Source organism: Klebsiella sp. HN106 (assembly GCF_051209435.1).
GTDB lineage: Bacteria > Pseudomonadota > Gammaproteobacteria > Enterobacterales > Enterobacteriaceae > Klebsiella > Klebsiella oxytoca.
Map to the genome: position 1 here is coordinate 100,748 of NZ_JBLURD010000004.1, position 13,064 is coordinate 113,811.

Below are 13,064 nucleotides of genomic sequence, written 5' to 3' on the forward strand. Positions count from 1 at the left end.
GTGATGATGACGCTCAATCTGGGAAATCTGGCGACGTTCCGCCTGGTCGTACAGCGCGGGAGCTTCTCCGCTGCGGCAGACGTACTGGGATTGTCGCAGCCTGCGGTCAGCCTGCAGGTACGTCAGCTGGAACAGTTTCTACAAACCAGGCTGCTTGAGCGCACCGGGCGGGGAATTAAAGCGACGGCGGCCGGTATCGCCCTGCTGGCCCACAGCGATCGGATTGAACAGGCGGTGGGCGCGGCGGTGCAATCGGTGAGTGAATTCAATCGTGAAATCAGCGGCTCGGTAACGCTGGGATCCGGAGCAACCGCCTGTATTCATCTGCTACCTCCGTTACTGCAGAAGCTACATCATGAGCATCCTTTATTGACGGTGAGGGTCACGGTTGGCAATACGCTTGAGGTGGTTCGGGCTATTGAAGAGAATCGGCTCGACCTTGGGCTTTGTACGCTACCGGCGAATGGACGCAGTCTGGCGGTTATGCCGGTGTTAGAGGAGGAGTTTGTGTGTATTTTCAGCGATGGGCTGGATGAGTTACCGTGGTCGCTGACGCCAGAGATTCTGCAATCATTACCGCTAATCGCTTTTGAATCGGGAAGCGGAACCCGGGATCTGATCGATGGCTGGTTTCTTGCCGATGGGCGGGCGATAGCGCCAGTCATGCAGTTAGGCAGCATTGAGGCGATTAAGCGCATGGTACGTGCGGGGTTGGGGTTCAGCATTGTGCCGAGAATGGCGGTAGAGCATCCGCAGGATCGTATTGGCTTAAATGTTCAATCACTGACTCCGCTGCTGCATCGTCAGTTAGGCATAATCATGCGGCAGGATAAAATTATCAGCAAAGGTATTGCTGAGATCCTGCGTTTACTGCAGAAGTTGGAGAATGGTCAGGCGTAGCGTGTTTTCAATAAAGCAATGGCTGAATCAACCAGCGGGTGGTGACGCTCGCTGTTCCACGCCGCCGCCGCGGTAACAACCATCTGCTTCTCTTCCAGGGCCTTTATCACCACATTAGCCGGCGCCAGTTTGCGGGTGGAGGCGGGAACCAGCGCGATGCCCTGGCCGCAGCTGACGAACGCAATTTGTGAACTTACCGAGCGGACCTCATGCAGAATGCGGGGAGTAAAACCGTGGGTGCGACACAGCGAGGTGAGGAGATCAAACCAGGCCGGGCTGACCTGGCGAGCAGACATTACCATCGGCTCCTTTGCCAGCGCGCGCAGGCTGACGCGATGCTGTAAGGCCAGCGGATGATCGACCGGTAGCGCGACAGCCAGGCGTGACTCTTCCAGCGGCAAAGTCGTGATGTGGCCTTCGGTCTCACCTTCCAGGCGCACAAAAGCCAGATCCAGTTCACCGTTCTCCAGTGCGGGGATCGCATCGACACTATCGATTTCCCGGATAAATATTGTTAGCCCGGGCGTAGCGCGCTTAAGCTCCTCAAGCAGTGGGGGTAAGGTCTCCAGCATGGCCGAGGTTATCGCCCCGATATTCAATACCGCCGAGTGGCCTGCGGCGATTTCATCGACGGTTCTGCCCAACTGGCTGAGCTGGTCGGCGAACTGGCGTACCGCGGGCAGGAGTGCGGCTCCGGCCGGACTCAGGCGGGTCCCGCGCCGCGAACGCTCGAACAGCTGGAGTTTCAGCCCGTGCTCCAGGAGCTTGATTTGTTCCGTTAGCGGCGGTTGTGACATCCCGAGGCGCAGCGCCGCGCGGCCAAAGTGTTCCTCTTCCGCTACTGCGAGAAACATCCACAGCTGCTTAATACGACGAAAATCAATATTGCTCATGAGAGATATTCTGTTACTTATTTAGTATCACAGAGTTTATTTTATAAGAATTTACATATCAACATAGCTGGTTATGATTCCAGCCCAGGAATGATAAGCAATGAGGATATGATGAAAATACAGCCGGAGTTGACATGGCAGCGCTTGCCAATGACGGTGCAGGGCATCGGGCTTGATATCGCGTCCATTAGCCGTGAAGGAACGGGGGAGCCGGTCGTCTTTCTTCACGGTTTTGGCTCCAGCAAAGAGGATTACGCTGATTTCGTGCGCCATCGAGCCTTTGAGGGGCAGCCGTTTATTGCCTGGGATGCACCGGGTTGTGGTGAGAGCCAATGCGCTGATTACAGCAAGATGGGGTTACCCTTTCTGCTTGAGACGGCGCTGAAGGTGATTTCCCACGCGGGGTTTACGCGCTTTCACCTGGTCGGGCATTCAATGGGAGGATTAACATCGCTTCTGCTGGCGCACGCTTTCCCCGAGCGAGTGCTAAGTTTTGTGAATATTGAGGGCAATATCGCGCCGGAAGACTGCTTTTTGAGCCGGCAAATTGTGCAATATGCTGAGCCGGACGCGGAACGTTTCTTCGCGCGCTTTATTGAACGCACTCGCCAATCGCCAGCCTGGGCCAGCGCGCTCTATGCCAGCAGCCTGCCGCAAAAGGTTCGCGCTCAAGCGGTGCCGGGGATTTTCTCTTCGATGGTGGATTATTCTGACCACGGTGAGCTAATGGCGAAATTCCTTAATTTACCGTGTCCAAAAATGTTTATGTACGGCGACCAGAATGCCGGGCTAAGCTATTTATCTTCTATTGCCCGCCGTGGTGTAAAGTTGGCGGAAATTCCGCATTGCGGGCATTTCCCTATGTATTCAAACTCGCCGGAGATGTGGCGACAGATAGCTTTATTGCAGCAGGCCTCACGATGAATAAAGCGTCATCTTCACAGCTGATCGGCGTGCTATTTTCCGTCTGCGCGGCTTTTGGTTTCTCGTTTAAGGCAATATTCGTCAAGCTTGCCTACGAGCAGGCAACGGTAGATGCCATTACTTTACTCATGCTGCGGATGACCCTGTCGTTACCTTTCGTTATCCTGGTTGCTCTACGGGTGCTGCGTAGCGGTGTACCACTGCAGCGTCGTGATTATCTGCTGCTACTGCTGCTGGGAATAGTGGGGTATTACGGTTCGGCGATCCTGGATTTTATGGGCCTGCGCTATATTACCGCCGGGCTTGAGCGGCTGATCTTATTTACCTACCCGGCGCTCACTATTCTGATTGGCGTCCTGTTTTTGGGTAAGCGTTTCGAAAAAAAGGTACTCCTGGCCTTAGCGCTCTCCTGGTCGGGAATTTTGCTGGCGTTTGTCCACGATCTGCAGATTAGCGGTGATATGCATAGCCTGGTGCTCGGTGGTGGTCTGATCGCCGCAGCGGCCTTACTGTATGCCATTTATAATGCCGGGTCAGAGGTGGCAATCCGGCGTATGGGGTCGATGAAGTTCGCGGTTCTTGCCCTGCTGGTTTCATCTCTTGCCACGCAAACCCATTTTTATCTTGCTCAACCGTTATCCGCGCTTAACCTGCCGTGGCAGGTATATCTATGGTGTGGCGCGATGGCGCTCTTCTCAACCGTATTACCGATCTTCTGGCAGTCGGCGGCCGTGCAGCGCATTGGTGCGGAACGCGCCGTGCTGATCGGCCTTCTGGGACCAATGCTAACCGTATTCTTTAGCTGGTGGTTACTGGGAGAACCCATTTCGCTGGCACAAATAGCGGGCACATTGTTAGTGATGGCTGGTGTGCTGGTTGTGCTTCGGCATTAGTCTTTTTGAGCGTTTATTTTTGCTCAGGCGCTTTTGCTGAATCCGAAGGCTCAACGGTGATAGTGGATTGCTGCGATTGCTTTTTGTCCTGATGATGGTACCAGGCACCAATGGAGGAGTAGACAAAGCGTCCAAAGAAGAAGATAAAGCTGATAAGCAGTACGATACGGGTCATGCGACGGTTAAATCGATGTCGTTTACGCATACTGGGTGCCTGACTCACAAAAGGTTCCTTAAAGTATACCCAAAGGCTGGGCGATGTGCGTATTAAGGCACAGGAAAGCGGAAGGGTCAATTGATGAGGATGTAAAAATCCCGCAGGCAAAACATTAATTAATGTTATATAAGATAATCCTCGTATTTACATGCTTTCTGCTTATGGCGGATGAATGTTAAAAAAACGGTATTATTAATATCAGCTACGTGATTTCTTGATTTATATCAATCGTCTGTTCGCAGCGATAACTAAAATCACCAGCCAGTTCCGCGTTGTTATTCCTGGCGCGATTATGACGGTTGGTTGGATGCCTGCCTGAATACACCCTGCAGGATTTAGGGTTATCCGTAGAGCATCTATGAACTTAATTAAACTTTACAGGCAATATCGGGATAAATGGTGGGCGCTACCGCTTATCTTACCTGTATGTTTGCTTCCCGTGTCACGATGGGCTAATACCGTTGCGTTGCTGGATGGTAATGAAGTCTCTCTTTACTATTTACCCCTGGCGCTAGTACTGAGCCTGATGCTGTTTTTCGGCTGGGCCGCATTACCGGGGATCGTTCTCGGGTTGTTGCTTTCCATTACGCGCGGCATGTCGCTGGAAGATACTATCGGCGTCATTTTCCATTTTCTTATTCCGACCGTTTTATGCTGGGGCGGTTATCGCGTTTTTGTCCCGCGAAGGCAGCAAATATCGCATGGCAACGTAAGTCTGATGCCTCAGCGATTGTTCTGGCAGATGCTGTTGCCGTCCCTGATCTTTCTTATCCTGTCGCAGCTGGCCGAGTATCTGGGCATTCATCCACGTGCTACCGGGTTGATAGGGGTCAATCCCTTAAGTTTGCGTTCGCTTATCACCTTCCAGGCCCTGATGGCGGGATGTTTAACCGGCGTGCCGTTGTGCTACTTCGTTATTCGAACTATCCGCAATCCGCTTTATATCCGCGGGTTTATATCGCAAATTCGCTTACAGATCGACCCAAAAATAAAGCGCTTTGAATTTGTTATATGGGCAGTGGTGCTGATAATTCTATTATTCCTTCTATTGATGCCGCTGAATAGTACGAGCACCATATTCAGTACAAATTATACGTTATCCTTGCTGATGCCGGTGATGTTATGGGGGGCGATGCGCTTTGGCTATCGCTTTATTTCATTAGTCTGGTCACTTGTTTTAATTATTATTATTCACTTTCACTATCAATATCTCCCGCATTCCCCGATTTATAACAATCAGCTGGCGATCACCTCCTCCAGCTATCTGGTGTTTTCATTTATTATCGCCTATATGGCAATGCTGGCGACGCAGCAGCGAGTTTTTTACTCGCGCATGCGTCGGATGGCCTTCATCGATCCGGTCGTTCGCTTGCCTAATATCCGGGCGCTGAGTCGGGCGTTAAATAAATCCTCCTGGTCCGTGCTGTGTTTCCTGCGCATTCCTGAACTGGAAATCTTGGGCCGCCACTACGGTGTTCTGTTGCGTATTCAGTACAAGCAGCTGCTGGCCGAGTCGCTCAGCGAGTTACTGCGCCCTGGGGAGGATATCTACCAGATGGCAGGGCATGAGCTGGTGGTTCATCTGAACAGTGAAGGCCATCAGCAGCGCATTCCCCAGCTCTATGAGCACCTCAAAAAATTTCGTTTTGTCTGGAATGGTATGCCGCTGCAGCCGCCCGTGGGATTCAGCTATTGCAACGTTCGCTCGCCGGTGATGCATCTGCATTTGCTGCTTGGCGAACTCAACAGCGCGGCCGACCTTTCTCTGGCGACCGGAAGCCCTGAAAACTTACAGCGCCGCGGCGCCATCAATCTGCAGCAAGAGCTGAAAGACAAAGTCGCGATAATGAATCAGCTGGTGAAGGCGCTTGATCAGGATCGGTTCCTCCTGATGGCGCAGCCGATTGTCGGCATCCGCGGGGATAGCTACCACGAAGTCCTGCTCAGGATGTTGAACGACAATGATGAAATCGTCATGCCGGATATCTTTTTACCGGTAGCACACGAGTTTGGCTTCTCGGCGCGTATTGATAGCTGGGTACTCGAACATACGCTTATGTTTATGGACAAGCAGCGCAAGAAGCTGCCGGGAATGCGTCTGGCGATAAATATCTCACCTTTTTCAGTGAGCAACAGCCATTTTCATCAACAGGTGCAAGCGCTGCTGGAGCATTACGACATTGAGCCCTGGCAGATTATTTTTGAGCTGACTGAAAACCATTCACTGACAAATCCGGAACAGGCGCGTAAAACCCTGGCGCAGCTTCAGGAGCTGGGATGCCGGGTGGCAATTGATGATTTTGGCACCGGTTATGCCAGCTACGCGCGGCTGAAAACGATGAATGCGGATTTGCTGAAAATTGACGGCAGTTTTATTCGTAATCTGGTCTCCAGCAGTCTGGACTATCAGGCCGTTGCTTCCATTTGCCTGCTGGCCCGGATGAGAAACATGCAGGTAGTGGCCGAATATGTCGAAACGCCGGAGATTCGCCAGGCGGTAATTTCGCTGGGGATTGACTATATGCAGGGCTACGAGATTGGCAGACCAGCGCCGCTTGAGGCGCTGGTTGAGGCTTGACAGGACAACGGGCCGGAAGTCCGGCCCGCGTGAGATAAACTAGCTGGCCGCGTCAGGCTTCTCTTCCTCGCTGATTTTTAGCCACCAGTCAGGTACGCCTTCCCAGTACTCCTGCTCTTTTTCCAGATCGAGCAGTACCAGCGCATTCTGGCTAAACCAGTCGTGCGGGAAGGTCAGCGTCCAGTGGTTGGCCTCGGTTTTCAGCGTGAGGGTCGGCGGCGTGGTCGTCGCCTGGCGCTGGTTATTCAACAGCACGCCAAGGCGCAGCAGCTGAATCAACGGCAGAAACTGCTTTTTCTTAAACAGCGTAAAACGCGGCAAATCATCCAGCTTAATCGCTTTACGGTGATAGCGAACCAGGGTGGCCATCAGCATTTGCTGTTCCTGATTAAAGCCCGGCAGATCGCTATGTTGCAGAATATAAGCCGAATGACGGTGCATGCCGCTGTGGTTAATGTTTAAGCCAACTTCATGGAGCATGGTTGCCCATTTCAGCAGCGCCGCCAGATGCGGATTGGCAAGCTTGGGATTCTGCTCCTGCCATTGCTCATAAATATGCGTGGTGGTCTCCAGCACGCGTCGCGCCTGCTCACGGTCGATGTTGTACTGGTTCGCCAGGCTTTGCGCGGTGCGGCTACGGATATCCTGATGACGGAAACGTCCTTCCATCTCGTACAGCACGCCCTCGCGCAGCGCGCCGTCGGACAAGCGCAGCTCTTTAATCGCCAGCGCGTCAAATACTCCGCACAGGATAGCCAGACCGGGCGCAAAAACGGCTTTTCGATCTTCAGACAGCCCGGGCAGGCTCAGCGAGTCGAAGTTTTTATACTTCAGCAGCTCTTCGACCAGCATCTCGAGGCGCTCCGGAGTGATGAACCCGTCTTTCTCGCCCATCGCCACCAGCACTTCGTGAGCAGCTTTAATGGTGCCGGACGCGCCCAGGGCCACGTTCCACCCCTGGATGCGGAACTGCCAGGCCAGCGTTTCCAGCTTCTGCACGGCTGAAAGTCGCGCGCGCTGGAAATTCTCTTTATTGATGACGCCGCCAGCAAAATAGGCCTGAGAGAAGCTCACGCAGCCCATACGGCGGCTTTCCACCAGGCGAGGTTCGAAATCCTCGCCGATAACCAGCTCGGTAGAGCCGCCGCCGATATCGATGACCAGCTTACGGCCTCGTTCCGGCTGCGTATGCTCAACGCCCATAAAAATCAGACGCGCTTCTTCATTGCCGGGGATGATTTCAATCGGGTAGGGGATGACCTGCTCCGCGCGCTTGAGGAATTCTGCGGCGTTTGTCGCCTGGCGCAGCGTGTGCGTGCCGACGATGCAGACGCTGGATGGGTCAAAACCCTGCAGGCGCTCGGCGAATAGCGACAGGCAGTTCAGCCCGCGCGCAATAGCCTCTTCGCTCAGTACAGAGTTTTCATCCAGGCCGTCGGCCAGATGTACGCGCTGTTTCAGACGACCGATGATCTGCATTGCTCCGTCAACGACACGGGCGATCACCATATGAAAACTGTTCGAACCGAGGTCGACCGCAGCGAACTCCTGCGGCCGAGGGGCATTTTCGTTTATTGGCATAGGTTAATCGGGCTGTTCAAGTGATTTGAGGTAGTCGTATATCGCCATCTGTGCGCGCACTTTGCGGCGATTGCCGCGCGGCACGTAGCGATTACTCAGTTCTTTATCAAGATAGCGTGCTTTGACCGTATCGTTGAAGAGGAGATCGAAAATATCGAGTACGCGCTGTTTCAGACGCGGATCCAGCAGCGGCGCGGCCACTTCGATACGATAGTCAATATTGCGCGTCATCCAGTCCGCGGACGATAGCCAAACCTGCTTATCGCCGCCGTTTTCGAAGCAATAAACGCGGTCATGCTCAAGGAAACGGTCAACAATGCTGATGACGCGTATATTTTCGCTGATTCCTTCGAGGCCAGGGATCAGCGAGCACATGCCGCGAATAAGCAAATTAACCGGAACGCCTGAGCTGGAGGCGGCGTAAAGGCGGTCTACCAGGCCTTTATCGACCAGATTGTTCAGCTTCAGGGTGATTCCTGATGGCTGACTATTTTGCGCGTTGGCGATCTCGCGATCGATCATCTCATAAAGCAGTCGGCGCGAGTTTTGCGGCGATACCAGCAGGTAATCGAAGCTGACCGGACGATAGGGGTTTTCGATAAAGTTAAATACCCGGCGGACTTCATTGGTGATGCGCGCATCGGCGGTCAGCAGCGAATAGTCGGTGTACAGACGCGCGGTTTTTTCGTTGAAGTTGCCGGTACCGATGTGCGCATAGCGCACGACTTCATCACCCTCTTTACGCGAAACCAGGAACAGCTTGGCGTGAATTTTGAGACCCGGGGCGGAGAAAATGACGTGCACGCCAGCTTCGGTCAGGCGTTTAGCCCAGTGAATATTGGCTTCTTCATCGAAACGCGCCTGCAGCTCCACGACCACGGTCACTTTCTTACCGTTGTGGGCGGCGTGAATCATCGAGTCGATGATTCGTGAATCTTTCGCTACGCGGTAGATGTTGATTTTGATGGCCAGCACGCTCGGGTCGAAAGAGGCCTGGCGCAGCAGCTCAAGCACGTGTTCGAAAGTGTGGTACGGATAATAAAGCAGCACGTCGCGTTCGCGAATTGCATCAAAGCCGTTACGGAATTTATCGAACCACAGATGGCGCAGACGCGGCATCGGTTTATTCACCAGATTGGCTTTGCCGACGTTGGGGAAGCCGATAAAGTCTTTAAAATTGTGGTAACGACCGCCCGGCAGCATAGAGTCGTAGTTAGAGATGGAGAGCTTGTCGCGCAGCATTTCGACCATCGCGTCCGGCATATCGCGCTGATAAACGAAGCGCACCGGCTCGGCGGTCAGACGCTGCTTCAGGCTGGAGGACATCAGCTCCATCAGGCTCGATTCCATCTCATGCACCAGATCGTATTCGGCATCACGCGTCATTTTCATCGAGTAGGCATTCAGCGCATCGTAATCGAAAAAGCCCTTGAAGATATCATCCAGACAATAGCGCAGAATGTTGTCTAACAGAATCATTGGCTTGCGACGGCGCGGCGCTTCCGGCGGCAGATTCACAAAACGCGGCACCTTGTCTGATGGAATCTCGAGAAGCGCGTAATTGATGCTATCCCCGCGAATAATCTCGACGGCCAGATAGGTGTAATCATCCTTCAGAAACTGAACCAGATCCGTTTCGCGGTTAATCAGGATCGGCGTAATGTGCTGACGAAGATACAGCTTGAAGTAGTTGCGCAGCCAGGACTGCTGGTTGACGGAGAGCTGGCGTTCGTTAATCAGGAAAATCTGGTTACGCGCCATCTCCAGCAGCAGCTCATTGTATAAACCGTCAAACTCCTGATCGGCCTTGAGCACGCGAGCCTGGATTTTTCCCAGCAGATGGCGAGAGTGTGCGGTACTGCCTTGTTCTTCGCTAATGATGATGCGGCGCTTCAGTTCGGCAAAGCGCACCTTGTAAAATTCATCGAGGTTGTTGGAGTAAATCCCCAAAAAACGCATGCGCTCGATCAGCGGATTGCTTTTGTCCGCCGCTTCCTGAAGTACGCGCTCGTTGAAGGATAACCAGCTGAGTTCTTTTTCGATGTATAGCTTTTCCTGGCCCATTACAGCTCACACTCCGTTTTACTCACAGGACATAGACTATTATGACGAAATTTTCCGCATAGCGATTCACTCTGTCACAACAATATGACAGTAAGAAGAATTATTTCTCCAATATATTTGATTGTTAAACGATTTTAATCAAAAAAAAGCCCCGCGTGGATAAAACGCAGGGCGGGAGGTTACTCTTCGGCAGCGTAGCCTTGCGGCGGTAGCTTCACTTCATCAAGCCAGGCTTCGTTGCCCTCCGCGCGCAGGCGGCCGTCGACAAACCAGCTAATAGCCAGGGGATAGATATCGTGTTCCTGCGCCTGTACGCGGGCGGTAATGTCGTCTTCGGTATCTTCAGCGAAAACCGGCACCTTTGCCTGCAATACCACCGGACCGCCATCCAGCTCATCGGTCACGAAATGCACCGACGTCCCGTGCTCCTCATCGCCATTTTCCAGAGCCTGGCGATGGGTATGCAGCCCCGGATATTTTGGCAGCAGGGAAGGGTGGATATTCAGCATCCGCCCCTGATAGTGGGCGACAAAAGCCGGACTAAGAATACGCATATAGCCGGCCAGTACCACCAGATCCGGCGCATAGGCGTCGATCTCGTGCATCAGCTCGCGATCGAAGGCTTCCCGGTTGGCAAACTGGCTGGCGGCGAGAGCGTGAGCCGGAATATTCGCCGCGCGCGCGCGCTCAAGGCCGAACGCGTCGGCCTTGTTGCTGAAGACTGCACGCAGGGTGCCGTTGATTTTTTTCCGGGCGCAGGCGTCGATAATCGCCTGCAGGTTGCTACCGTTGCCGGAAATCAGCACCACGATGTTTTTCATTCAATGACCACACGCTGTTCGGAATCAGAGGCTTTGATATACCCTATTTTCCACGCGTTTTCACCTTTGTCGTTCAGGAAGGCAATCGCCTTATCCGCCGCGTCTGCCGGCAGCGCGATTACCATGCCGACGCCGCAGTTAAAGGTGCGATACATTTCGTGGCTGCTGACGTTACCCGCGGTTTGCAGCCAGTTGAACACTTCCGGCCACTGCCAGGAAGATTCATCAATGACCGCCTGGGTGTTGTCCGGCAGGACGCGCGGGATATTTTCCCAGAAGCCGCCGCCGGTCAGGTGGGCGATAGCGTGCACGTCTACGTTGGCAATCAGGTCGAGCACGGACTTCACATAAATTCGGGTCGGGGCCAGCAGGTGGTCAGCCAGCGGTTTGCCGTTGAGATCGGTGGTTTGCGGGTCAACGCCGCTGACTTCGATAATTTTGCGTACCAGAGAGTAGCCGTTAGAGTGCGGTCCGCTGGAGGCCAGCGCCACCAGCACATCGCCATCGGCTACTTTGCTGCCGTCGATAATTTCTGACTTTTCTACCACGCCGACGCAGAAACCAGCCACGTCATAATCTTCTCCGTGATACATGCCCGGCATTTCCGCCGTCTCGCCGCCCACCAGCGCGCAGCCTGACTGCAGACAACCTTCGGCAATGCCGCTGATTACGCTAGCCGCAGTATCAACATCCAGTTTGCCGGTCGCGTAGTAATCAAGGAAGAACAGCGGCTCGGCGCCCTGAACCACGAGGTCGTTTACGCACATGGCGACCAGGTCGATACCGATAGTGTCGTGGCGCTTCAGGTCCATCGCCAGACGCAGCTTGGTGCCGACGCCGTCGGTGCCGGAGACCAGAACCGGCTCGCGATACTTCTGCGGCAGCGCGCACAGCGCGCCGAATCCGCCCAGTCCACCCATCACTTCCGGGCGGCGAGTTTTCTTCACCACGCCCTTAATACGGTCGACGAGAGCGTTGCCTGCATCAATATCCACGCCGGCATCTTTATAGCTGAGAGAGGTTTTATCGGTCACTGCGAAGTCTCCACGCGTTTGCGGTAGCAATAAAAAACGGCGCAATTCTAACAGGGAAAGCAAACGTTTGCGAGCCTGCTTTGCAGTCGATGTAAAACGGCCGATAAGTGCGCAAATTTGATACCGTTCACGAAAATGAAACCGGGTACATTCTTCTGCTTGCCAGCGTTCTCAGGAATAATCATCATGCCACTGAAACCGGTTTCTTTCCTGCTGCTACGCGAGATAAACCGAGAATTTGATGGATTCTGGAGGAAAGCTGAGGATGAAAATTGCCGCATTCGATATCGGTGGCACGGCGTTAAAAATGGGGGTAATGACGCGCGAAGGCGAGCTGCTGGATAAAGGAAAGCAGACCCTTATCGACAGCGATGGCGACCAGATCCTGCAGGCGATGCTGACGTGGATCGCCGCTCACCCGGAATGTAAAGGAGTGGCGATCAGCGCTCCCGGCTACGTTAATCCGCACACCGGCTTTATCGAAATGGGCGGCGCCATCCGTAAGTTCGATAACTTCGCTATCAAGGCCTGGCTTGAGCAGCAGGTGGGATTGCCCGTCGCCATTGAAAATGATGCTAACTGCGTGCTGCTGGCCGAGCGCTGGCGGGGTAAAGCCGCCGACATGAGCAACTTCCTGGTCCTGACCATCGGCACCGGCATCGGCGGGGCGATTTTCTGTAATAACCAGTTGGTCCACGGCGCACGTTTCCGCGCCGGCGAATTCGGTTATATGCAAACCGCGCGTCCGGGCACCCGTGATGTGCGGCGCTATTCGATGAACGAAAACTGCACGCTGCGCGTGCTGCGCCATCGCTACGCTGAGCATCTCGGCAAAGCGCTGGATGACGTCACCGGCGAAGAGATTTTTGACCGCTACGATGCGGGCGACGCGACCTGTCGACGGCTGGTCGCTGAATTCTTTAACGGCCTGGGTACCGGGCTTTACAACCTCGTTAACTTATTCGATCCGCAAACGATTTTGATCGGCGGTGGAATTGTGGAACGACCGGGATTTCTGGCGCTGCTGCGCGAGCATCTGGCCTGGTTTGGCATTGCGGAGTATCTCGACACCGTCAGCCACGGCAACGATGCCGGGCTGGTAGGCGCGGTTTACCATTTCAATCAGCAACACCGGTCGCAGAGCGGCGACTGCGCATAG

Annotated in this window: 11 protein-coding genes; 5 read left to right on the plus strand and 6 right to left on the minus strand. The window is 54.0% G+C overall.

Annotated features, from left to right (window positions below; genetic code table 11):
- Window positions 1-3: 3 nt before the first annotated feature.
- Window positions 4-900: a LysR family transcriptional regulator gene (locus tag ACSIPU_RS13115; protein WP_435322106.1), complete on the plus strand. Its 897-nt coding sequence runs from the start codon at window positions 4-6 to the stop codon at window positions 898-900.
- Here the strand turns inward: ACSIPU_RS13115 and ACSIPU_RS13120 are convergent.
- Complete coding sequence (locus ACSIPU_RS13120; protein WP_004104450.1) at window positions 891-1,793, minus strand: LysR substrate-binding domain-containing protein; 903 nt, start codon at window positions 1,791-1,793, stop codon at window positions 891-893. The genes ACSIPU_RS13115 and ACSIPU_RS13120 overlap by 10 nt on opposite strands.
- A 108-nt stretch (window positions 1,794-1,901) precedes the next feature.
- Here ACSIPU_RS13120 and ACSIPU_RS13125 point away from each other — a divergent pair, with 108 nt between their 5' ends.
- Entirely contained in the window at window positions 1,902-2,717 is an 816-nt protein-coding gene (locus ACSIPU_RS13125) for an alpha/beta fold hydrolase (protein WP_224239213.1), read from the plus strand.
- Window positions 2,714-3,610: a DMT family transporter gene (locus tag ACSIPU_RS13130; protein WP_024274551.1), complete on the plus strand. Its 897-nt coding sequence runs from the start codon at window positions 2,714-2,716 to the stop codon at window positions 3,608-3,610. The genes ACSIPU_RS13125 and ACSIPU_RS13130 overlap by 4 nt, the downstream gene beginning before the upstream one ends.
- 13 nt (window positions 3,611-3,623) lie before the next feature.
- Here ACSIPU_RS13130 and ACSIPU_RS13135 read toward each other — a convergent pair whose 3' ends face one another.
- Window positions 3,624-3,815 (minus strand): YfgG family protein, encoded by a 192-nt coding sequence (locus ACSIPU_RS13135; protein WP_004104447.1) that lies wholly within the window; start codon window positions 3,813-3,815, stop codon window positions 3,624-3,626.
- A 370-nt stretch (window positions 3,816-4,185) separates the two neighbouring features.
- On the opposite strand from ACSIPU_RS13135, the gene ACSIPU_RS13140 reads away from it, so the two are divergent.
- The gene (locus ACSIPU_RS13140; protein WP_024274550.1) at window positions 4,186-6,405 is read left to right on the plus strand and encodes a sensor domain-containing phosphodiesterase; all 2,220 of its coding nucleotides are present in this window, start codon (window positions 4,186-4,188) and stop codon (window positions 6,403-6,405) included.
- A 39-nt stretch (window positions 6,406-6,444) separates the two neighbouring features.
- Here the strand turns inward: ACSIPU_RS13140 and ppx are convergent, their stop codons facing one another.
- The 4 genes from ppx to purM all read right to left on the minus strand — a co-directional run bounded on the left by ppx (window position 6,445) and on the right by purM (window position 11,905).
- Window positions 6,445-7,986 (minus strand): exopolyphosphatase, encoded by a 1,542-nt coding sequence (ppx, locus tag ACSIPU_RS13145; RefSeq protein WP_004114392.1) that lies wholly within the window; start codon window positions 7,984-7,986, stop codon window positions 6,445-6,447.
- Between the two features lie 3 nt (window positions 7,987-7,989).
- The gene (gene ppk1 / locus ACSIPU_RS13150) at window positions 7,990-10,050 is read right to left on the minus strand and encodes a polyphosphate kinase 1 (RefSeq protein ID WP_004104435.1); all 2,061 of its coding nucleotides are present in this window, start codon (window positions 10,048-10,050) and stop codon (window positions 7,990-7,992) included.
- Between the two features lie 179 nt (window positions 10,051-10,229).
- Window positions 10,230-10,871: a phosphoribosylglycinamide formyltransferase gene (purN, locus tag ACSIPU_RS13155; RefSeq protein ID WP_004114390.1), complete on the minus strand. Its 642-nt coding sequence runs from the start codon at window positions 10,869-10,871 to the stop codon at window positions 10,230-10,232.
- Window positions 10,868-11,905 (minus strand): phosphoribosylformylglycinamidine cyclo-ligase, encoded by a 1,038-nt coding sequence (gene purM / locus ACSIPU_RS13160; RefSeq protein WP_004104433.1) that lies wholly within the window; start codon window positions 11,903-11,905, stop codon window positions 10,868-10,870. The genes purN and purM overlap by 4 nt, the downstream gene beginning before the upstream one ends.
- 265 nt (window positions 11,906-12,170) lie before the next feature.
- Between purM and bglK the strand changes: the two genes are divergently transcribed.
- On the plus strand, window positions 12,171-13,064 hold the full coding sequence (gene bglK, locus ACSIPU_RS13165; protein ID WP_196550940.1) for a beta-glucoside kinase BglK: 894 nt from the start codon (window positions 12,171-12,173) through the stop codon (window positions 13,062-13,064).